The following is a 22,143-nucleotide window of genomic DNA, read 5'->3' as shown; positions in this document are numbered from 1 at the left end:
CTTGGGCTCTCCTTCCCCTCCCTCACTCCGTCAGGAGGACCATGTCCGCCCTCCCCTGGTACGAAGACGTCTCCCCCGGCCGCGGCACGCTGCCGCCCCGCGCCTGGTACGCCGCCTCCGACGCCGCCGCCCTGTCCCTGAACGGTTCCTGGGGCTTCCGTCTCTCCCCCACCGCCGACACCGAGGACGACTCCTTCGCCGCCCCCGGCTTCGACGCGAGCGCCTGGGACGCGATCACGGTCCCGGGCCACTGGGTGCTCCAGGGCAAGGAGCGGGAGTACGGCGGACCCGCCTACACCAACGTCCAGTACCCCTTCCCCGTCGATCCGCCCCGCGTCCCCACCGAGAACCCGACCGGCGACCATCTGCGCCGCTTCGACCTGCCCGACGCCTGGCCGGCGGACGGCGGGACCGTCCTCCGCTTCGACGGGGTCGAGTCCTGTGCCCGGGTCTGGCTCAACGGCACGGAGCTCGGCGAGTTCAAGGGATCGCGCCTGGCCCACGAGTTCACCGTCGGGCACCTCCTGAAGGCGCGGGACAACGTCCTCGCGCTCCGCGTCCACCAGTGGTCCTCCGGCTCCTATCTGGAGGACCAGGACCAGTGGTGGCTGCCGGGCGTGTTCCGTGACGTGACCCTGCTGCACCGGCCGACGGGCGCACCCGGCGACTTCTTCACGCACGCCTCGTACGACCACACCACCGGCACCGGCACCCTGCGCGTCGCATGCGACGTCCCCGGCCGGGTCACCGTGCCCGAGCTCGGCCTCGACCTCGCCACCGGGGAGTCGGCGACGCTGCCGGTCGAGCCGTGGAGCGCCGAGACGCCCCGGCTGTACGAGGGCGAGCTGACGGCCGGCGGCGAGCGGATCCCGCTGCGGATCGGCTTCCGGACGGTCGCCGTCGAGAACGGGGTCATGACGGTGAACGGCCGCCGGATCCTCTTCCGCGGGGTGAACCGCCACGAGTTCCACCCGGAGCACGGCCGGACCCTGGACCTCGCGACGATGCGCGAGGACGTGGAGCTGATGAAGCGGCACAACATCAACGCCGTCCGCACCTCCCACTACCCGCCGCACCCGGCCTTCCTCGACCTGTGCGACACGTACGGGCTGTGGGTGATCGACGAGGGCGACCTGGAGACCCACGGTTTCGAGGACCTGGCCTGGCGGGGCAACCCGGTCGACGACGAGCGCTGGACCCCGGCCCTGCTCGACCGGGCGGCCCGGCTCGTCGAGCGGGACAAGAACCACCCCTCGGTGGTCATCTGGTCGCTCGGCAACGAATGCGGCACCGGCGCCGGCCTCACCGCCATGGCCCGGTGGATCCGCGACCGCGACCCGTCCCGGCTCGTCCACTACGAGGGCGACCGCTCCTGCGCGGACACCGACGTCCACTCGCGGATGTACGCACCGCACGCCGAGGTCGACGCGATCGGCCGCCGGGCCGACGAGGGCCCGGAGGCCAGGCGCCGACTTCCGTTCATCCTCTGCGAGTACGCGCACGCCATGGGCAACGGACCCGGCGGACTCTCCGAGTACCAGCGGCTCTTCGAGACGTACGAGCACTGCCAGGGCGGCTTCGTCTGGGAGTGGATCGACCACGGCCTCGTCCACCCGGTGTACGGCCACGGCTACGGCGGCGACTTCGGGGAAGAGGTGCACGACGGGAACTTCGTCTGCGACGGGCTGCTCTTCCCCGACCGGACACCGTCGCCGGGACTCCTGGAGTACAAGAAGGTGATCGAGCCGGTCAGGATCACGCCCGACGGTCCGGGCTCGGTCCTCGTGGCCAACGGCCACGATGTCGTCGATCTGGCGCATCTCGCCTTCACCTGGTCCTTCCTGGCCGACGGCGAGACCCTCGCCACCGGTCCGCTCGACGTGCCGCCGCTCGCCGCCGGAGAGAGCGCGCGGGTGACGCTGCCGACCGCGCCCGCGCATCCGGCGGGGGCGGAAACCCTCTGGACCGTACGGGCGTTGCTCGCGCACGACACGGCCTGGGCGCCCGCCGGGCACGAGGTGGCCTGGGGCCAGATCCCGGCATCCGCCCCGGCCCCCGCGCCTCGCGGGGCGACCGGTGCGCGGCCCGTCCGCACGGCCGACCGGATCGCCCTCGGCCCCGCGGTCTTCGACGCCCGCACCGGCGAACCCCTCACCCTCGGCTCCCTCCCCGTCACCGGTCCGCGACTCGACGTCTGGCGGGCGCCGACGGACAACGACGAGGGCGCGCCCTGGCAGCCCGACGAGCGCCACGGACCGCTCTGGCGCGATCTCGGCCTGCACCGGATGCGCCACCGCGTCGACGAAATCGCCCTGGACCACGACTCCTTGACCGTACGGACACGGGTGGCGCCCGCCGCCCGGGACATCGGCCTGCGCACGACGTACCGCTGGACCTCGGACGGCACCGCGCTGCGCCTCGGCGTCGAGGTCGCCCCCGAAGGCGAGTGGCGGGTCCCGCTCCCCCGGCTCGGCGTCCGGCTCGGTCTGCCGGCCGCCCTGGGCCGGGCCGTCTGGTACGGCGCCGGTCCCGGCGAGGCGTACGCCGACACCCGGGCCGCCGCGCGGCTCGGCCGCTGGGAGGCCGCGGTGGACGCCCTCCGGACCCCGTACCTGCGACCGCAGGAGAACGGGGCCCGGATCGACACCCGGTGGCTGGAGCTGACTTCGGCAAGCGGGAGGGAGGGCGTACGGGTGGAGGGCGAGCCTGTCTTCTCGTTCACGGCCCGCCCCTGGACGACCGAGCAGCTGGACGCGGCCGCCCACCGCACCGATCTGGTGCCCGGCGACACGCTCTGGCTGCACCTGGACCACGCCCAGCACGGCATCGGCTCCCAGTCCTGCGGACCGGGTGTCCTGCCCGCGTACCGGCTGGACGCGGTCCCGGCCGCGTTCACCCTCACCTTCACCCCGGTGGACAGGGCCTAGCGGAGCTGCCGGTCCGGGACGATGTCCCGGGCCCGCAGCTCCTCGGCGACGAGGGCCGCGTACTCCGTGGCCCCGCGCACCGAGGTGTGGGTGTTGTCCCGCTTCTCGGTCGTCAGGTAGAGCGCCTTGGAGGCCTCGGGCCCCAGCTGTTCGACCCGTGCCTTCGTGAGCGCGGTGAGGTCGATCAGCGGGGTGCCGAGGGAGGCCGCGAGGGCGCGGATCTCGGCCGGGTGGTCCACGCCGAGGCCGTTGACGAGCAGGGCGGTGCCGTTGTCCAGGGTGCCGTCGGTGTTGAACCAGCGGCGGACGATCGGGGTGACCAGGACGGGTTCGCCGCCCCGGGCCCGTACCCGCTCGACGAGGCTCGTGAGGTTGGCGCGGTAGGTGGCCGCGTCCGTCTGCTTGTCGTTGTGGGCGAGCTGGATCAGGACGGGATCGCCGGGGCGGATCGCGGCCTCGACCGTGTCGAAGAGCGCCGGGTTCGCCAGGAAGGTGACGGTGCTCTCGCCGGAGTCGGCGTGGTTGGCGACCGCGATCCCGCGCGCGAGGTGGGCCGGGAGCTGCTGTCCCCAGCCGGTGTACGGGTCGCCCGGCTGGTCGCAGACGGTGGAGTCGCCCACGAGGAAGAGGCGCCGGGCGGCGGGTGCGGGGGTGACCCGGACCGCGGTGACGCGCGGCGCGGCGCCGCCGAGGACCAGGTCGAGGCCCGGGCTGCCGGCGGGACCGGTGGGCTCGCCCTCCGGGTCGCGGACGTCCACGGTGAACGAGCGCCGGACGGTCTCCCCGGCCCCGGTGACGGTCTCGGCGAGCAGGGCGCGCCGGGTCTCGCCGCCGACGGCGGTGGAGCCGGCGGTCTCGCCGCCCAGCGTGACGGTGACGTGGTACGTCCCGGGGGCGACGTCGAAGTGGCAGGCGAGGGCGCCGCCGGCGGTGGCGGCGCAGTGGTCGAGGCCCTGGCCGTACGGGCCGTCGGCGTGGGCGGCGGGGGCCGCGGCGAGCGACCCGAGGAGGGTCGCGGCGGCGGCGAGGAGTGCGGTCCTTCGCATGGTCCTGTTCCTCTCGTTCCTCTCGGTTCTCACGTCGACGCTCACGCGGGGAGGTGGTCGCCGACCAGGGCGAGGTTCTGGATGGCGGCCAGACCGTACAGGGCGGTGGTGTTGGTGCTGATCCAGAGGTGCTCGTAGCCGGGTTCGAGGGCGGCGGCGCCCTGGACGGGGGTCTTGCCCCAGACCATGGCCGCCGTGTAGCCGTCGCTCTTGTCGAACCTGGCCCAGGCGCGCTGGGCGAGCGCGGTGTCGTTCAACTGGGCGGCGGCGTAGGCGTCCTGGCGCGAGTGGCCCTGGAAGAGGAGGAGGGTGCCGAAGTTCTTGCCGTAGCGGGCGGCCTGTTCGGTCTTGGAGGCGTTGAAGTAGCGGCAGTAGTCGAGCCAGGCCGTCTTGAACTGCGGCATGTCGACGAGGTCGATGAGCTCGGCGCACATCTCGACCAGGCCGAACATCGCGGAGAGGTGGGAGACGCCGACGACGGGTTCGGTCGCGACGGCGAAGCGGCCGGTGTCGAGGTCGTAGAGGCCGGTGCCCTGGACGAAGCCGTTCGGCTGGGCGGCGATGGTCTCCATGGTGGAGTGCAGCCGGGCCTCGGCCTTCGCCGCCTTGGGGCCGCCGCGCTCCCACTCGGTGAGCCAGGCGGCGGCGAGGCCGCTCCAGTCGGTGCCGAAGCCGATGGAGAGGGCGTGGCGGTCCGGCGTGTACGGCTCGGTGCGGATCTTGCGGATGGGGTCGAGGACGAGGAAGGTCTCGTCGGAGTCGACCAGGTCGTGCATGAGGTCGCCGACGCGTTCGTCGGCGGTGAGGAAGTAGTAGGGACGCCGGTAGACGGCGGTGGAGATGCGCTGCTGCTTGGCGCTGTCGGCGAAGTGCTGGACGCCGTGGCGGGTGCCGAGTCCGGCCCAGGTGCCGAGGTGGTAGACGTCGACCTCGCCTGTGTGGCGGGTCATGGCCTCGGCGAAGCGGAAGACGTCGGAGCGGCCGGAGCGCAGGTAGGCGTACCAGAGCCACAGGTCGGGCGAGAGCTCGGAGTTGTCCCAGGCGTAGCCGCCGACGTCGTACCGCCACTGGTGACGGTCCTCGTCGTAGGTGTGCATGATGTCGCCGTAGTCCCAGAAGCCGTACCAACGGCGCTGTTCCACCTGGTCCTTGTAGTAGGTGAACAGGTAGTCGAGGTGGTCCTCGATCTTCGCCTTCGCGGGGGTGGAACGGTCGACGGGCGAGAAGAGTCCGCCGAACACCCGGGCCCGGACGAGGTCTTCGGGGCCGACGGCGAGCTGCGGAGGGGTGCGGACGGCGGCGGCCTGGGCGACGAGCGTGTCGGCGGAGGGGGTGGCGGCGTTGGCCCAGAACATCAGCTCGCTGGTGCGGGCGATGCCGTAGGGGGTGCCGAAGCCGGGCTCGTGGTCCTCGTAGGTGATGTTGAGGCCTTCGAGCTGCTCGGGGAAGGTGTCCTGGCCCATGCCGTCGTGGTAGAAGCGCAGGTCCATGGGCTGGGCCTCGGGCGACCACAGCCAGAGGGTGACCTCGGCCTCGTCGCCGGCGGCCCCCCGGATGTCGAGCTGGGCGGGGTGCTTCTGCCAGAAGTCCCGCAGGCCGAAGGAGAGTCCGCCGCTCACACCGCCGACGTAGCCGAAGCCGCTCGCGCGGCGGCCGCCGCCGGCCGGGATCCAGCCGTGGCCCGGCTTGGTGCGCTTGCGCAGGGCGAAGCCGTCGGCGGAGAGCTGGGAGAGGGTGTAGTCGCCCCAGGTGGGGACGTACCGCATGCGGGTGGTGACCCGCTGGTCCCAGGTGGCGGGGTCGGGCAGCTTCTCGCCCTTGACCTGGGCGGTGCGGACGGCCGCGCCGGGGTCGCGGCGCAGGCCGGTGATGCCCTGGACGGCCTCGGTGAGGAAGCCCGCGCCCTCGCCGGCGATCCGGACGTGCCGGTCGTAGGCGGCGTCCCGCATCGGGACGGTGAAGCGGACGCCGAGGCCGCGGATGAAGTCCTTGGCCTGGTCGCCGTCGTAGGTGATCGTGTGGACCATGCGGAACGACTCGGAGCCCGCGTAGAAGTAGAGACGCACGGAGAACGGCAGCCAACTGCGGCTGCCCTTGCGGTGCTTGCCGTCGATGCGGACCACGGCCCGGACGGGGCCGCGCTGTTCGACGGTGGCGCCGGAGATCTCGCCGTCGAACCGCTCCCACTTGGCGTCGCCCTGGTCGCCGTCGTCGAGGTCGCTCTGCCGGAGCAGGACCAGCCGGCCGTCGGTGGCGATCTTCACTCCGTCGCGGGTGACGGACTCGACGAGCTTCCCGCCGTCCTTCCGGATGACGGCGCGGACGGTGCCGGTGTCGACGGTGATCCGGCGGTCGGTCTCGGTGACGGAGACGGTCGTCGCGGCGGTGGCCGGGGCCCCGGGGGCGAGGGTGAAGCGCTCGGCCCCGGCTGCCTCGGGTCCGACGGCGTGCGCGGTCCACTTGAGGGAGCCGTCGGGCCATCGGGCGGTGGTCCAGGTCTGCACGGGGACGTTCGCGCCGTCGGCGGTGGTCAGCGCGAAGGCCTGGTCGCCGGGGTGGACGCCCTGGGGCCAGGCGGCGCCGAAGGTCGAGCCGGCGGCGGCCCCGAGGCCGCCGGGCTCCAGCCAGGTGACGGTGGAGGGCCGGTCGGCCGCCGGGGGCTCGGCGGGCGCGGCGGCCTGGGCGTCCCCGCGCCCGAGGACCCAGCTGAACTGGGCGGCGGCACCGGCGACGGCGGCGGCCTTGAGGAGGGAGCGGCGAGGGAGGGAGGTCACAGGAACTCCTTTCATGGGCATACCGTCGGCACGCCCTCGGAAGCGGGAGAGTGCGGGGCCGGACCGCACGACCGGACACGGCACGGCTGATGCCTGATGGCCGATGGCCGATGGCCGGGGTCGTGGCCCGAGGCCCGGGCCGTCGGGCCCTGCCGGGTGGGACCCCGGGGCCACGAGCCCCGGCGCGACGCGAACGGGCCGCGGCCCCGTGTGGATCAGGCGACCGCCGGGGCCGCCAGGCGGCGCTCCGCGGCCAGGGTCGACGCGACGAGGATGCCGATGGCCGGCAGAGCCAGTGGGGCGGAGAACCAGGCGGACGCGGCGATCACCGCCAGGCCGCAGACGACGAGGAGGGAACCCGCCGGGTCGCGCAGCGCCCGGCGGGCCGCGGGGCCGAGAAGTTCCCGCCAGCGCAGGTCCGGGCGCCAGGCCGTGGCCGCCCGCAGGAGGGTGACCGTCAGCCAGATCGCCGTCAGGATCGCGAGGGTCCCCGCCGCCCGCCCGCCGGGCACGGGCAGCGCCCGGACGAACACGAGGTCGGCGCCCACCAGGGCGAGCACGCCCCCGTAGCCGAGCCCCGCCGACCAGCCCCCGCCCCGCAGGGCCCCGCGCAGGTCGGCGGCGAAGAGCCGCAGACCGGCCTCCTCGTCGCCCGTCCAGCGCCGCAGGTGGGAGGAGCCCGCCGCGAGCGCCGCCGGCAGGGTGACCAGCGGGAGCGCGGCGACGGCGATCCACACCCCCACGAGGAGGCACTCCGCGAAGATCCCGAAGCGGGCCAGGAAGCGTGCTCTCATCTCGCCTGCCACCCCCTCAGCCCTTGAGGCCCGAGGTGGCCATGCCGTCGATGAGGTATCTCTGGAAGGCGAGGAAGAAGGCGACCACCGGGAGCAGTGCCACGAGCGACATCGCGATCATCCCGCCGTAGTTGGCGACGCCGTCCTGGTCGACGAACATCTTCAGGCCAAGGGAGACCGTGTACTTCTCGGGTTCGTTGAGGTAGATCAGCGGACCCATGAAGTCGTTCCACGCGTTGATGAACGTGAAGATCGCGCTGGTGATGAGGGCCGGCCTGCAGAGCGGCAGCACGATCGACCAGTACGTCCGCAGGTGCCCGCAGCCGTCGAGGCGGGCGGCCTCGTCGAGTTCCTTCGGCAGCCCGCGCATGAACTGGAGCATGAGGAAGACGAAGAAGGCGTCCGTGGCCAGGTACTTGCCGAGCAGCAACGGCGTGTAGGTGTTGATCAGTTCGAGCTTCTGGAAGAGCACGTACTGCGGGATGAGCAGCACGTGGTACGGCAGGAGCAGCGTGCCGATCATCAGGGTGAAGAGCAGTCCGCGTCCGGCGAAGCCGATCTTGGCGAAGGCGTACGCGGAGAGCGAGCTGGAGATCAGCACGCCCACGACCGAACCGACCGCCAGGAAGAGGGAGTTGCCGAAGAAGGTGGAGATGGGGATGTCGGCGATGCCGTCGGCGAGCCGCCGGTAGTTGTCGGTGATGGGGTCGGCGGGGAAGAGGGTCAGGCTGCCGACGATCTCGTCGTTCGGCTTGAAGGAGCCTCCGATCACCCAGACCACGGGGTAGAGGATGACCGCGAGCACGGCCAGCGCCCCGAGGTGCCAGGCGACGGAGCCGCCTCTGCCGGTGCGTGCCACGCTCATCGAGCGCTTGCCGGTGCGTGCGAGGCTCATCGCGCCCCCTCCTCGTAGTGCACCCAGCGCCGCTGGGACCAGAACAGCACCGCCGTGACCAGGCCGACGGCGAGCAGCAGCATCCAGGCCATCGCCGAGGCGAGACCCATCCGGCTGTTCTCGAAGCCCTGGATGTAGAGGTAGCAGGTGTAGACGAGCGTGCCGTCGGCCGGCCCGCAGGCGTTGCCCTGGCTGCCGATGATGTAGGCGGAGCCGAAGATCTGGAAGGAGTGGATGGTCTCCAGGAGCACGTTGAAGAAGAGCACCGGGGAGATCATCGGCAGCGTGATGTGCCAGAACCGCCGCCAGGGGCTCGCGCCGTCGACCTGTGCCGCCTCGTACAACTCCCGGGGCACCTGCTTGAGTCCGGCCAGGAAGATGACCATCGGGGCGCCGAACTGCCAGACGGTCAGGGCGACCAGGGCGTAGATGATGCGGTCGGGGTCGCCGATCCAGCCTCCGGCGTCCATGCCGAAGAGCTGCTGGGTGCGGTCGACGGCGGCGCCGTCGGAGAAGATCGCGCGCCAGACGATGGCGATGGAGACACTGGCCCCGATGAGCGACGGCGCGTAGAACGCGGCCCGGTAGAAGCCCTGGCCGCGCCTGCTCTGGTTGAGCAGCAGGGCGACGCCGAGGGCGGCGGCGAGTTTCAGCGGGGTGCCGATCACCACGTACCAGCCGGTGATCTCGACCGAGGTGCGCCAGCGCGGGTCGCCGAACATCTCGGTGAAGTTGTCGAGGCCGATCCACCGGGGTGCGTCGAAGAGGTTGTAGTCGGTGAAGGCGAAGTAGAGGGAGGCCACCATGGGCCCCGCGGTCAACAGGAGGAAGCCCGCGATCCAGGGGGACATGAAGAGGTAGCCCGCGAGGTTCTCGCGGCGGGCCCGGCGGGGGCGGGCGGCGCGGCTCGCCGCCCGGGGCGGGCGCCCGCCGCCGGGCGGGGAGTCCGCGGGTGCGGTCTCCCCGTCCGGGCGGGTGTCCCGCACAGGGTGCGGTGCGGGAGTCGGTACGGAGGTCACGGCGGCGTCCATCAGGCGGAGAGCGCCGTCTTCGCCTCGGTGAAGTACTGCTTCACCGCGTCCCCGACCGGCCGCTCGCCCAGGGACATCTCCTCGGCGAGCCGCATGAAGGCGGCCTCGCAGACGTCGGCGCCGGCCGGGTGCGGGGTGATCGGCTCCAGGACTCGGGACTCGACGAGCTGCTTCTCGTAGGCGGCTATCTGCTTGCCGACCTCGTCGGTCGGCACATACGCCTGGTACTGGGCCTCGGTGGCCGGGACGCCCCGGTCGTAGCCCATGATCTTCCCGACCTCGGGGTCGTGGACCATGAAGTCGATGAACTGGGCGGCCTCCTTGGGGTGCTTGGTGCGCTTGGAGGCGCTGAGCATGAGGGAGCCGAGGTACTGACTGGTCTTGCGGCCGTCCGTGGTGGGGATGGGGGCGAGCCCGTACTGGCTCTTGCCCTCGGAGGTGTAGCGGACGGCGAAGTTGTCCCAGGTGAACTCGCAGCCGGCGAGTTCGGCGGTGACCGCCGACTTGGGCTTGGCCGGGATGGTCTTCTTCGGGTCGGCGTAGACGCCGGACTTCACCCGCTCGAACGCCTTGGTCCACCAGTCCGTCAGGTCCGCCTCGGTGAAGCCGAGGCCGGAGGTGGTGAAGAACGCCTTGCCGTGCTGGCGCAGGTAGAGGTCGTACAGGTACATGATCCCGTACGGACCCGCGTCGCCGGCCCTGCCCTGGGTCTCCTGGATCCGGGCGAGGGCCGCGTGGTACTCGTCCCAGGTCCAGCCCGGCTTCGGGGTGACCCCGGCCTTGGTGAAGACGGCCCGGTCGACGACGAGGGCCATCGAGTTGCTGCCGACGGGGACGCCGAGGAGCTTGCCGTCGACCTCACCGAACTTCTCCAGCCCGGCGCGGAAGCCGTCGAGGCGGAGGTTCCCCGCCCCGGCCTGCTCACGCAGGTCGAGGAGGACGTTCTTCGCGTCGTACTTGCGCAGGAAGCCGATGGCGTTCTGGAAGACGTCCGGCGCGTTGCCGCCCGAGGCCTGGGTGTTGAACTTCTTCCAGAAGTCGGCGTAGGGCTGGAAGTCGGTCTTGATCTTGATCTTCGGGAACTTCTTCTCGAAGAGCGCGATCGACTGATTGATCCGCTTGGCCCGGTCCTCCGAGCCCCACCAGCTGTACCGAATGGTGACCGTGCCGTCTCCGGAGCCCGAGCCGGAACCGCAGCCCGCCGCGGTCAGGCCGAGAGCCGCAAGGGAGCCGCCGGCGACCTTCAGCATGCTCCGACGGTCAACAGTGCCTTGAGTACGCACAGTTCGTCCTCCGCGCGTTAATGGAACGTTTCAGGAAAGCGCTTGCTGGGCCAAAGTAGGGTCGTCCGCCAGCCACGTCAACGCTTCGGACCGGATCTTTCGAAGCGCTTCGAACCGCGTGACAGGGGGACCCTTGTGAAAGGATTCAATATCGGCCTGGTCAGGCAGGTCGGTCAGGCCAGCCTGATGACGTTCCAGGACATCGGCTCCAGGACCGCCCGCAGCAGCCCGTCGTCGAGCGTCGAGCCGTCCACCGGGTGCGGCACGACCCGCTCCGGCTCGTCGAGCGTGTTGCGGGCCTCCGGGTCCGCGTCGGCGAGCGCGCTGTGCTCGACGACCCGGTCGAGACCGAGCCCGCGCAGGGTCACCTCCAGCGGCAGGGGCGCGTCCCGCCCGCGGTTGACCGCGAAGACGGTCACGGTGCCGTCCTCGGCGCGTACGGCCGTGGCGTGCAGGAGGGGCACCTCCCCGTACCGCGCCGTGGGGTACGCGGGCGAGTCGACCCGCACGTCGAGGACCGTGCCGCGGCCGTGCCGGGAGGCTTCGGCGAAGGGGAAGAAGGTGGTCTGCCGCCAGGCGGGGCCGCCCGGCTCGGTCATGATCGGGGCGATCACGTTGACGAGCTGGGCGAGACACGCCACCGCGACCCGGTCGGCATGGCGCAGGAGCGTGATCACGAGGGTGCCGAAGACGACCGCGTCGGTCACGGTGTAGATGTCCTCCAGGAGACGCGGGGCCTCCTGCCAGTCCTCCACCGCGTGCGGGTTGGGCCGGCGCTGGTACCAGACGTTCCACTCGTCGAAGGAGAGCGTCAGCTTCTTCGCGGACTTCAGGCGGGCGCCGACGTGGTCGCAGGTCGCGACGACCTCCTCGATGAAGGCGTCCATATCGACGGCGGAGGCGAGGAAGGAGTCGCGGTCGCCGTCGACCTCCTCGTAGTAGGCGTGCAGCGAGACGTGGTCGACGACCTCGTACGTCTCCGCGAGGACCGTCGCCTCCCAGGCGGCGAAGGTCGGCAGGCCGCGCGCGGAGCTGCCGCAGGCGACGAGTTCGAGACCGGGGTCGATGCTCCGCAGGGCGCGCGCGGTCTGGGCGGCGAGCCTGCCGTACTCCTCGGCGGTCTTCTGGCCGGTCTGCCAGGTGCCGTCCATCTCGTTGCCCAGGCACCACAGGCGGATGCCGAAGGGGTCCTTGTCGCCGTGGGCGACGCGGCGGTCGGAGAGCTCGGTGCCGCCGGGGTGGTTGGCGTACTCGACGAGGTCCATGGCCTCGGTGATGCCGCGGGTGCCGAGGTTGATCGCCATCATCGGCTCGGCCTCGGGACCGGCCTTCCGCAGGAAGGTCATGAACTCGCTCAGGCCGAAGCGGTTGGTCTCGGTGGACCGCCAGGCGACGTCGAGCCGGCGCGGCCGCTCCTCCACCGGGCCGACGCCGTCCTCCCAGCGGTAGCCGGAGACGAAGTTGCCGCCGGGGTAGCGGATCGCGGTGACGCCCAGCTCGCGGACGAGCTCCAGGACGTCGGTGCGCAGGCCGTCCTCGTCGGCGGCGGGGTGGCCGGGCTCGTGGATGCCGGTGTAGACGCAGCGCCCGAGGTGCTCGACGAAGGAGCCGAAGAGGCGGGGATCGACGGGGGCGACGGTGAAGTCGGGGTCGAGGGTGAAGCGGGCGGTGCGCTCGGGGTCGGGGGTGAAGCGGGCGGTGCGCTCGGAACGTGACACGCGAATCCCTTTCGTTCGAAATATCGACCACTGGTCGTGTATCCGAACGCGAAGGTAGGATCCGGAACTTCGGGCGTCAATGGACCACCGCCTGGCCGGGCCCCGCCGGGCCCTGCCCCGGAAACGCGTGAAGCCCGGGCGGGCCCCTTTCGGGGTCCGCCCGGGCTCGTCGTACGCGAAGCCGGCTCCATGCGGGGCGGGCTGTTACTCGAGCAGCTCCGCGTACGAGCCCATGGCCAGGGCGATGTCCGCCTGGGCCCAGAACCGGTGGTAGGTGAAGACGGGGGCGGCGCCGCCCGCCAGATAGGCCTCGATCTTCGGCCAGGCCGGGTCGTCCTGGTAGAAGGTGCGCATCGAGGCGAAGGTGGAGGTGGTGTTCACCGTGTCGCCGTTCGGCATGACGCCGGTCCAGCCGCTCGGTACGAACACGGGGTCGTCGAAGCGGTGGTAGTCGGCGCGGGTCTCCTCGACGGCGATGCCCAGCGGGTCCTGGTGGTGGTCCCACATGCCGTCGAGCAGGGCCTTGGCGACGCGCTTGGCCTCGGCGTGGCCGGACTTGGCCGCGTAGTACGTCAGGGTCTTGGCGTAGGCGGCGGCCACCCCGACGTCGTTCGTGTAGTCGGCGACGGTGACGTGCAGCCCGGTGTTGGCGCCGGGGTTCGCCGCGTTCCAGGTGTCGGGCGCGCCGGACCACTGGAGGGTGGAGGGGATGCGGTAGGTGCCGTCCGGGTTGATCGTGGTCTTGGACAGCGCCCAGGAGACCCACTTGTCGAGGACGGTCTTCGCCCCGGCGTCACCGGTCTGCTGGTAGTACTCGGCGACCCGCTCCATGGACCAGGCCTGGAAGCCGAACCACTGGTTGGACGCGGGGTCGTGGTAGACGGGCTTCTCGTCGTAGAAGAGGCCGTGGAAGGTGGGCGTACCGGCCGGCGGGGTGGCGTAGCGGCCCTGCCAGCTGTTGGTGGCGCCGCCCGCGATGGCTCCCTCGTCGGACTGGAGCCAGCGGTAGAACTCCAGCTGCCGGTCGAGGCTGGTCGCCCAGTCCGCCGCGCCCGTCGCCGACTTGGGCTTGAGCGGGGCGTACTCGCTGAGCGCGTACGCGGCGAGCGGGTTCTGGTAGCCGCCGTGGGCGTGGCTGGAGCCGATGCGCCAGGACCAGCCGGCCGAGGTGTCGGTGGCGCCGCCCCAGGCGTAGTACCAGGACATCAGGTAGTGCGCGCTGTCCTTGCCGGTGCCGGCCGGGCAGGTGGTCGGGCCGACGCAGTTCCCGGCCTTCTTGAAGTACTTGTCGAACATCGAGTAGCGCAGGTAGTCGCCCATCTTGGCGGCCTTGCCGACGGTCGTGGCGACCTGGGTGCCCTTGCCCTGGCCCTTGGCCCAGAGGTCGGCCCAGTAGGCGGCCTGGACGGCACGGGCGTCGGCGTCGGGGGCGTTGGTGAACTTCCACTGCTTGGCGTAGGAGGCGTCCCCGGTGAAGAGGTCCAGGTAGCCGTTCTTCCCGCCGTACGAGAAGTTGTCGCAGGTCGGGTGGGTGACGGTCTCCCAGACGGACTCCTGCGGTCCGCGCTGGAAGGTGTTGATGTAGGAGGGGCCGGTCGCCGTCGGTCCGGCGGAGCACTTCCCGGGCTCGTTGCCGAAGCCGTAGACGTTGTCGACGTCCTGGAGCCAGTGCATGCCGTAGACGTCGTCGGTGCCGTAGGCGCTCTTGAGCTCGGCGGCGATCGGGTCGGAGCCCGAGGTGACGCCGGAGTCGAGCCGGGCCGGGTACTGCGACGGCAGGTCCCACTCGGGGGCGTAGGTGGCCGGCTTCGAGGCGTTGTAGGAGGAGCCGGTGGGCTGGTCGGCGTGGGTGGGGATCATGAATTTCTCCATGGTCTCCCAGGCGCCGTTGAACTTGGTCCAGTCCCCGGTGATCTTCCCGTACATGGCCTGGAGCCAGATGAGGTAGCTGTACGCCTCCGAGGTCGTCTCGTGCCCGTGGTCGGGGGCCTCGACGATCAGGGTCTCGACGGAGTGGTACGGGATGCCCTCGGGCGAGAAGTAGCCGTTGGCCGGGTTGGTGATCTTCCCGTGGAGGTCGAGGAAGCGGGCGTCGTACGTGGAGTCGGCGGCCAGCTGGGCGACGGTGACCTCGGCCTTGGCGTGGCCGGGTGCGGTCGCGGTGAAGACGGCCGAGCCGGTGCCGGTGGCCGCGGCGGCGACGGTCACCTTCTGGGCGGTGTTCCAGTTCGCCGGGGTGAAGGTGAGGGCGGCCGGGGTCGCGGTGAGGTTGGTGTTGCCGGAGGTACGGGCGACGCTCACCGTGACGTTGGCGGTGGGAGCGGTGGAGAGCTTCAGGTCGAAGGTGCCGGTGGCACCCTGACGGACCCCGAGCTGGCTCGGTGAGGCGACGAGCGCGGGCCCCGCGGCGACGGTGACGCCGACGGGCGCGGACTCGGCGGAGGCGCCGAGGCTGTCGTAGGCCTTGGCGTAGAGGGAGTGGGACCCGGCGGCGAGGCCGGCCGCGCTGAAGGCGAACGGCGCCGTCGTGTCCGTACCGAGGAGGGTGGTGTCGCTGTAGAACTCCACCTTGCCGACGGCGGCGCCGTCGGCGGCGGCGGCCGTGGCGGCGAGCGGCACCGCGTCGCCCTCGGTGAAGACGGCGCCCGCGGTGGGACTGGTCAGGACGGCGACCGGCGGCTGGTGGGCGCCGGTGCAGGAGGTGCCGTTGACCGCGAAGCCGGTCGGGGCGGCGTTGGTCCCGCTGTAGGTGAACTGGGCGCCGGTGGTGGTGGCGGCACCCGCGGCGAGGGTGCCGTTCCAGGACGCGTTGGTCACCGTGACGTTCTTGCCGGACTGGGACCAGGTGCCGCTCCAGCCGTTGGTGAGCTTCTGGTCACCTGCGTAGGAGTAGGTCAGCGTCCAGCCGTCGAGGGCTTCGGCAGCCCGGTTGGTGAGCGTGAGTTCGGCGGTGAAGCCCGAACCCCAGTCGTTGGTCTTGTAGTCGACGCTGCATTGCACGGCGGCGGCCTGGGCGGTCGAGACGGCGCCGACGGCCATGAGGCCGAGGGGGAGGGAGAAGGCTGCGGCCAGCGCTGTCAGCGGCCGGCGTGGTCGTAGTCGCGTCATACGGGTGGTTCTCCTCGCGGCTCGGGAGGATGGGGGTGCGAAGAGCGGATGAGCGAAGAGCGGATGAGCCCGTGGGGACAAGCCCTGAACCAGTGGGAGCGCTCCCACTGTGCAGTTGGGCCGCATCGGCGTCAAGGTCTGCGAAGAGTCGAAGGCGGATGACAGGGAAATTTACTCAACCCCTCTTTTGCTTGGCGGCTGTTGACGCTACGGTCTGCCCGACCAGTGGGAGCGAATCCGTCCAGTCGGCACATCGTCAGAGGTGTGCCCTCGCTGTGAGGACTCGCTCATGCGACATCCCCCACGTCTTTCCGCGCTGCTCGCAGGAGCAGCGCTCACGATGGCGAGCACCGCGCTCGCCGTCACGGGTACGGCCTCAGGAGCCGCGGCCGCACCCGTCTGCACCGTGGAGTACTCGGTCGTCGGCCAGTGGGCCGGCGGTTACCAGGGTGCCGTCACCGTCACCAACAACAGCGCCGCGCTGAGCAGTTGGAGCCTCGGCTTCGACTTCCCTGCCGGTCAGGTCGTCAGCCAGGGCTGGGGCGGCAAGTGGTCCCAGTCCGGGACCTCGGTCGCGGTCGTGAACGAGAGCTGGAACGCGACGCTCGGCACGGGCGCCAAGGTGACGGGCGGCTTCATCGCCTCCTGGACGGGCGCCAACACCGCGCCCACCGCCTTCACGCTCAACGGCACGCCGTGTGACACGGGCGCGCCGCCGACCCCGACACCCACGCCGACGCCGACTGCCACGACGCCGACTCCCACACCCACTCCCACCGACCCGACGACTCCCCCGACCACGCCTCCGACCACACCGCCCACCACTCCCCCGACCTCACCGCCGCCGACTCCGGTCACCGGCGCGCCCGAACTGGGCGTCACCGGGAACAAGTTCACCGACCAGAACGGCGCGGTCCGCCGCCTCCTCGGCGTCAACCGCTCCGGCGGCGAGTTCATGTGCGTCCAGGGCTACGGCATCTGGGACGGTCCCGTCGACGACGCCTCCGTGAAGGCCATCGCCGACTGGAAGGCCAACACGGTCCGCATCCCCCTCAACGAGGAGTGCTGGCTCGGCCTGGACAACATCAAGCCCGAGTACCGGGGCACGAACTACATCAACGCGGTCAAGGACCTGGTGACCAAGGTCCTCGCCCACGGCATGACCCCGGTCGTCGAACTCCACTGGACGCACGGGCAGTACACGGGTAACTCCGCGGGCTGCTCCGACGTTCACGCCTCCTGCCAGAAGCCGATGCCGGGCGCCCAGCACACCCCGGCGTTCTGGACCTCGGTGGCGAACACCTTCAAGAACGACAAGCGGGTCGTCTTCGACCTGTTCAACGAGCCCTATCCGGACCGGGCCACCTCCACCGCGACCCAGGCCTGGTCCTGCTGGCGCGACGGCGGCACCTGCCCCGGCATCGGCTACGAGGTCGCCGGCATGCAGGACCTGCTGGACGCGGTCCGCGCCACGGGGGCGAAGAACCTGGTTCTCGTCCCGGGCATCGCCTACTCCAACGACCTGAGCCAGTGGCTCACGTACAAACCCACGGACCCGGCGGGCAATCTGGCCGCCGCCTGGCACGTCTACAACTTCAACACCTGCGCCGACGAGACGTGCTGGAACAACACCCTCGCCCCGGTAGCCGCCGAGGTTCCTCTCCTCGCGGGCGAGATCGGTGAGAACACCTGCGGACACGCGTTCATCGACCGCGTCATGAAGTGGTTCGACGACCGCGGCCTCTCGTACCTGGGCTGGACCTGGAACACCTGGAACTGCAACTCGGGTCCGGCACTGATCAGTTCGTACGACGGCACCCCCACAGCATTCGGCATCGGGCTGCGCGATCACCTGCGCGCCCTCACGCCGTGAAGCCCCCGAAAGTCCTTGAAATCCCCCTGAAAGGAATCCCCACCCGCATGAGCCGCACCAGAAGCACCAGCCGCACCGCCCTCCTGGCAGCACTCGGTCTCATCACGGCCACCGGCGCGACCGCCACCGTCCTGAGCACCGCCACCGCCGGCGCCGCCACCCCCGGCTGCAAGGTCGACTACCAGGTCACCAACCAGTGGAACACCGGCTTCGGCGCCAACGTGACCGTCACCAACACCGGTGACCCGGTGGCCTCGTGGACCCTCGAATGGTCCTACGCCGGAAACCAGCAGGTCACGCAGGGCTGGAACGCCACCATCACCCAGTCCGGCGCCGCCGTCACCGCCAAGAGCCTGTCCTACAACGGGACGCTCACCACGGGCGGTTCGACCTCCTTCGGCTTCAACGGCTCGTACAGCGGCACGAACGCGGTACCGGCCACCTTCAAGCTCAACGGCGTCGTCTGCAACGGCGCCACCGAGCCGACGGAGCCCCCCACCACCCCGCCCACCACACCCCCGACCACGCCTCCCACCACGCCGCCGCCGGCCGGGACCAAGGCCGACAACCCGTACGCCGGCGCCAAGGTGTACGTGAACCCCGAGTGGGCCGCGAAGGCCGCCGCCGAGCCGGGCGGCACCAGGATCTCCGGCCAGCCCACCGGCGTCTGGCTGGACCGGATCGCCGCCATCAACGGCTCCGCCACCTCGATGGGCCTGCGCGCCCACCTCGACAAGGCCCTGGAGCAGAAGGGCTCCGGCGAGCTCGTCGTCCAGCTGGTCGTCTACAACCTGCCCGGCCGCGACTGCGCCGCGCTCGCCTCCAACGGCGAGCTGGGCCCGACGGAGATCGGCCGCTACAAGACCGAGTACATCGACCCGATCGCCGCGATCCTCGCCGACCCCAAGTACGCGGGCCTGCGGATCGTCACCACGGTCGAGATCGACTCGCTGCCCAACCTGGTCACCAACGTCTCCGGGCGCCCGACGGCCACCGCCAACTGCGACGTCATGAAGGCCAACGGCAACTACATCACCGGTGTCGGCTACGCCCTGAACAAGCTGGGCTCGATCGGCAACGTCTACAACTACGTCGACGCCGGCCACCACGGCTGGCTGGGTTGGGACAGCAACTTCGGCCCCTCCGCCGAGCTGTTCAAGACGGCCGCCACGGCCGAGGGCTCCACGGTCGACAAGGTGCACGGCTTCATCGTCAACACCGCCAACTACAGCGCCCTGAAGGAGGACCACTTCAAGATCGGGGACTCCGTCAACGGCACCTCCGTGCGCACGTCGAAGTGGATCGACTGGAACCAGTACACCGACGAGCTGTCGTACGCCCAGGCGATGCGCGACAAGCTGGTCTCGATCGGCTTCAACAGCAACCTCGGCATGCTGATCGACACCTCCCGCAACGGCTGGGGCGGCACCGCGCGGCCCACCGCCCCGGGTGCGCTGACCAGCGTCGACACATACGTCGACGGCGGACGCTACGACCGTCGCATCCACCTCGGCAACTGGTGCAACCAGGCCGGAGCCGGCCTCGGCGAAAGGCCCCAGGCGGCGCCCGCCGCGGGCATCGACGCGTACGTCTGGATGAAGCCCCCGGGCGAGTCGGACGGCGCCTCCAAGGTGATCCCGAACCCCGACGGCAAGGGCTTCGACCGGATGTGCGACCCGACGTACACGGGCAACGCCCGTAACGGGAACAGCATGTCGGGCGCGCTGCCGGACGCCCCGCTGTCGGGCGCGTGGTTCTCGGCCCAGTTCCAGGAGCTCATGAAGAACGCCCACCCGGCGCTGTAAGCCCCTAGACCGTGTCCGGACAGGAGCGCCGTCTGCCCGTCGCGGCTCAGGCGGGACTTTACGGACACGGCCTAGAAGCGGAAGCCGGCCGGACGGGCCCGAACACCCCGTCCGGCCTTTCCGCTTCCGCGTTCCCTTACGCTGTGCGCGGTTCGGGACAACGGGTCCAAGGGTGGGGGGAGACCATGACAGAACGAACGGACGAGGGTCGGAGCGGCGCGGTACGGCGCTACGGGTGGCGTGGACGGCTGGGCTGCCTCGCCGCCGTCGTCGTCCCGCTCGCGCTGGTCGTCGGCATCGCCTGGGCTTTCCTCCACCCCATGGGCTGGGTGCCGGGGTGGTCGATGACGACGACCTGGGTGGCGAAGAGCGACGCGGCCGAGGCCGCGCCGGAGGACGCTGCCGACCGCACCTGGGTCGCCGGAGACCTCGTCGTCCGCGGCCGCCCCGACGGCGTCCGGGCATTCCACGCCGGTTCGGGCGCGAAGCGCTGGGAGTACACGCCTCCCCGCCTCACCGACATCTGCGCGCTCAGCGCCACGGCCGACGACTCGGTGGCGCTGGTCGCCTACACCGGGCGGGGCGGGGGCTGCGCCACCGTCGCCGCGCTCGATCTGAAGGACGGCCGCGAGCTGTGGCACGCTTCCCGCGTCCCGGCACTCGACGCCGTCGCCGACCAGGGCCTCCTCCCCGGTCAAGGCCCCCTCACCGGCCGTGGCTTCCTCGGCGTCGGCGGTGCCCTCGCGGTCGCCGACGGACTCGGCCTGGTCCTCGAAGCCGGCGGCGACGCGCCGGCGCTCCGCGCGCTGGAGCTGCGCACCGGCGCCCCCCGCTGGACGGCCGCCGTGCCCAAGGGCTGCGAACCCGGCCCGACGGCCACCGCTCCGAAGCAGGTCCTCACCGTCCTGACCTGCGGTGGCGAGATGAAGCTCGCCGCCTTCGCGCCGGCGGACGGCACGGCGCTGTGGACCGTTCCCCTCGACGCCCGGCGCGGCGTCACCGCCGGCACGGCCGTGTCGGTCGTGTCCGCCGAGCCGATCGTGCTGCGGGTCGACGGCCGCGACTTCCTCGCCTTCGGGCCGGACGGCCGCCCCGGGCCGCGGATCAAGCCCGGCGGCGCGCCCTCCCGGTTGGACGGCGCCGACGTGGCCGTCTCCGACGGGCGGCTCTTCGCTCTCACCAAGGGCGGCCGGTGGGGGCGCATCGTCGGGTACGACCTGACGTCGGGCGACCAGCTGTGGCAGGAGGGACTCGGCGGCGCCGGCTACACCGTCGGCGGGCTGTACGCGGGGGGCGGCCGGGTCATGGCCCTGCGGACCTCCACCAGGTCCGGGAACATCCTGCACACCTTCGACGCCGCCACCGGCGACGAGGAGCAGCGCGTCTTCCGTGAACTCGCGTCCCCCGCGCAGGAGGTGATCCCGCTCGGGGAGCTGCTCATCGCCGTCCACCCGGGCGACGACAACCGGCCATTCTCCGCGTACGAGCGCTGGTGACGCCGGCTCCGCCCGACGCCGCCAGAACCCGGCGGGCCGTCAACAGGACCCCCGTACCACCAGCTCCGTCGGCAGGACCCGCTTCGGTGCGTCCTCCGGGCCGCCCGCGATGTGCCGGAGCAGCATCCGGGCCATGGTGCGGCCCATCTCCTCGATGGGCTGCCGGACGCTCGTGAGCGGCGGATCCATGAGCCGGGCCACCGGGGAGTCGTCGACGCCGACGAGGGCCACGTCCTCCGGGACGCGGCGGCCCGCCTCGCGCAGGACGCTGCGCGCACCGGCCGCCATCACGTCGGAGGCGGCGAAGACGGCGTCCAGGTCCGGCCTGCGGTCGAGCAGCAGCCGCATGGCCCGCCGGCCGCCCTCCTCGGTGAAGTCACCGGCGGAGACGAGGGCCTCGTCCGGGGCGTGGCCGGCCTCGGCGAGCCCGGCGCGGTAGCCGCCGAGCCGGGCGCGGGCCACGTACATGTCGAGCGGCCCGGTGACGGTCGCGATACGGCTCCGTCCGCTGCCGACGAGGTGGGCGACGGCCGCGCGCCCGGCCCCGATGTTGTCGGAGTCGACGTACGGCACGGGCTCGGCCTCCGAGCGGCGCCCGTTCATGACGACCGGGAGCCCGAGCTCGCGGATCCGCTCGGGCAGCGGGTCGTCGCCGTGGACCGAGGCGAGCAGCACCCCGTCGACGCGCTGGGCGGCGAGGTACTGCTCGAAGCGCTGCCGCTCCTGCTCGCTGCGGACCAAGGTGAGCAGCAACTGCTTGTCGGCGTCGGCCAGTTCGGCGCTGACACCACGGATGAGGTCGAGGAAGTACGGCTCGGCGAAGAGTCGGGCCTCGACCTCGGGGATGACGAGCGCGATCGCGTCGGTGCGGCTCCCGGCGAGGGCGCGGGCGGCCTGGTTGGGGACGTAACCGAGTTCGGCGACGGCTCTGGCGACGGCGGTTCTGGCCTGTTCGCTGACCCGGGGAGAGCCGTTGATCACCCGGGAGACCGTTCCCCGGCCGACCCCGGCCCTGGCCGCGACCTGCTCCAGGGTCGGTCTGCCGCTCTGCCGTCCGTTCACAACCGCCGAACTCCCTTCGTAGGACATCGTGCCGCTCACCCACGCCGCAAGGGGATGGGAGCGCTCCCACACTAGTCCACCCACCGCACCCCACGCCACGAGCATGCGTTCAGGAGATGACGACCCCACCCCCGCGCGGCCCCGGCGAAACCCCCGGAAAACCTTCCGGTAACGAATCCGCGTTCATGTCTTGACACCCGCACCCGCCAGGCAGCAACCTTCCGGCAACGACGTGGGAGCGCTCCCATCCGGGGCGCACACAGCCTGTATCAGGTCCTGGCGGGCAGCCGCCGAGCCGCGATCAGCCGGCCGGACCTCTTGGCGCACAACG

13 protein-coding genes are annotated in these 22,143 nt (G+C 71.5%); 4 read left to right on the top strand and 9 right to left on the bottom strand.

The window, feature by feature from the left end; translation table 11 throughout:
- Nucleotides 1-41: 41 nt before the first annotated feature.
- Nucleotides 42-2,927 (top strand): glycoside hydrolase family 2 TIM barrel-domain containing protein, encoded by a 2,886-nt coding sequence (locus ACIBG6_RS34785; protein WP_399226713.1) that lies wholly within the window; start codon nt 42-44, stop codon nt 2,925-2,927.
- Here ACIBG6_RS34785 and ACIBG6_RS34780 read toward each other — a convergent pair.
- The 8 genes from ACIBG6_RS34780 to ACIBG6_RS34745 all read right to left on the bottom strand — a co-directional run bounded on the left by ACIBG6_RS34780 (nt 2,924) and on the right by ACIBG6_RS34745 (nt 15,576).
- Nucleotides 2,924-3,973: a rhamnogalacturonan acetylesterase gene (locus ACIBG6_RS34780; protein ID WP_399226712.1), complete on the bottom strand. Its 1,050-nt coding sequence runs from the start codon at nt 3,971-3,973 to the stop codon at nt 2,924-2,926. The genes ACIBG6_RS34785 and ACIBG6_RS34780 overlap by 4 nt on opposite strands.
- 41 nt (nt 3,974-4,014) lie before the next feature.
- Complete coding sequence (locus ACIBG6_RS34775; protein WP_399226711.1) at nt 4,015-6,747, bottom strand: Tat pathway signal sequence domain protein; 2,733 nt, start codon at nt 6,745-6,747, stop codon at nt 4,015-4,017.
- Nucleotides 6,748-6,962: 215 nt separating this feature from the next.
- Nucleotides 6,963-7,541 (bottom strand): hypothetical protein, encoded by a 579-nt coding sequence (locus tag ACIBG6_RS34770; protein WP_399226709.1) that lies wholly within the window; start codon nt 7,539-7,541, stop codon nt 6,963-6,965.
- A gap of 16 nt (nt 7,542-7,557) precedes the next feature.
- Nucleotides 7,558-8,436, bottom strand: a complete 879-nt coding sequence (locus ACIBG6_RS34765; RefSeq protein WP_399226708.1) for a carbohydrate ABC transporter permease — start codon at nt 8,434-8,436, stop codon at nt 7,558-7,560.
- Complete coding sequence (locus ACIBG6_RS34760; RefSeq protein ID WP_399226706.1) at nt 8,433-9,467, bottom strand: carbohydrate ABC transporter permease; 1,035 nt, start codon at nt 9,465-9,467, stop codon at nt 8,433-8,435. The genes ACIBG6_RS34765 and ACIBG6_RS34760 overlap by 4 nt, the downstream gene beginning before the upstream one ends.
- Entirely contained in the window at nt 9,467-10,717 is a 1,251-nt protein-coding gene (locus ACIBG6_RS34755; RefSeq protein WP_399226705.1) for an ABC transporter substrate-binding protein, read from the bottom strand. The genes ACIBG6_RS34760 and ACIBG6_RS34755 overlap by 1 nt, the downstream gene beginning before the upstream one ends.
- Before the next feature lie 206 nt (nt 10,718-10,923).
- Nucleotides 10,924-12,468 (bottom strand): alpha-N-arabinofuranosidase, encoded by a 1,545-nt coding sequence (locus ACIBG6_RS34750; protein ID WP_399226704.1) that lies wholly within the window; start codon nt 12,466-12,468, stop codon nt 10,924-10,926.
- Between the two features lie 204 nt (nt 12,469-12,672).
- The gene (locus ACIBG6_RS34745; RefSeq protein ID WP_399226703.1) at nt 12,673-15,576 is read right to left on the bottom strand and encodes a glycoside hydrolase family 48 protein; all 2,904 of its coding nucleotides are present in this window, start codon (nt 15,574-15,576) and stop codon (nt 12,673-12,675) included.
- A 289-nt stretch (nt 15,577-15,865) separates the two neighbouring features.
- On the opposite strand from ACIBG6_RS34745, the gene ACIBG6_RS34740 reads away from it, so the two are divergent.
- From ACIBG6_RS34740 to ACIBG6_RS34730, 3 genes are all read left to right on the top strand, one after another.
- Nucleotides 15,866-17,449, top strand: a complete 1,584-nt coding sequence (locus ACIBG6_RS34740; protein ID WP_399226702.1) for a cellulase family glycosylhydrolase — start codon at nt 15,866-15,868, stop codon at nt 17,447-17,449.
- 47 nt (nt 17,450-17,496) lie between these two features.
- Nucleotides 17,497-19,254 carry a glycoside hydrolase family 6 protein gene (locus ACIBG6_RS34735; RefSeq protein ID WP_399226700.1) on the top strand — a complete coding sequence of 586 codons (1,758 nt, stop codon included), beginning with the start codon at nt 17,497-17,499 and terminating at the stop codon, nt 19,252-19,254.
- A 185-nt stretch (nt 19,255-19,439) separates the two neighbouring features.
- Entirely contained in the window at nt 19,440-20,750 is a 1,311-nt protein-coding gene (locus tag ACIBG6_RS34730) for a PQQ-binding-like beta-propeller repeat protein (protein ID WP_399226699.1), read from the top strand.
- Between the two features lie 39 nt (nt 20,751-20,789).
- On the opposite strand, the gene ACIBG6_RS34725 is transcribed toward ACIBG6_RS34730, so the two are convergent.
- Nucleotides 20,790-21,839 (bottom strand): LacI family DNA-binding transcriptional regulator, encoded by a 1,050-nt coding sequence (locus tag ACIBG6_RS34725; RefSeq protein WP_399226818.1) that lies wholly within the window; start codon nt 21,837-21,839, stop codon nt 20,790-20,792.
- Nucleotides 21,840-22,143 lie beyond the last annotated feature (304 nt).

Source organism: Streptomyces sp. NPDC050842 (assembly GCF_044456565.1).
In the GTDB taxonomy this organism is placed as follows: domain Bacteria; phylum Actinomycetota; class Actinomycetes; order Streptomycetales; family Streptomycetaceae; genus Streptomyces.
The sequence above is the reverse complement of the archived record's forward strand: the minus strand, read 5'-3'. Positions and strand labels throughout refer to the sequence as shown.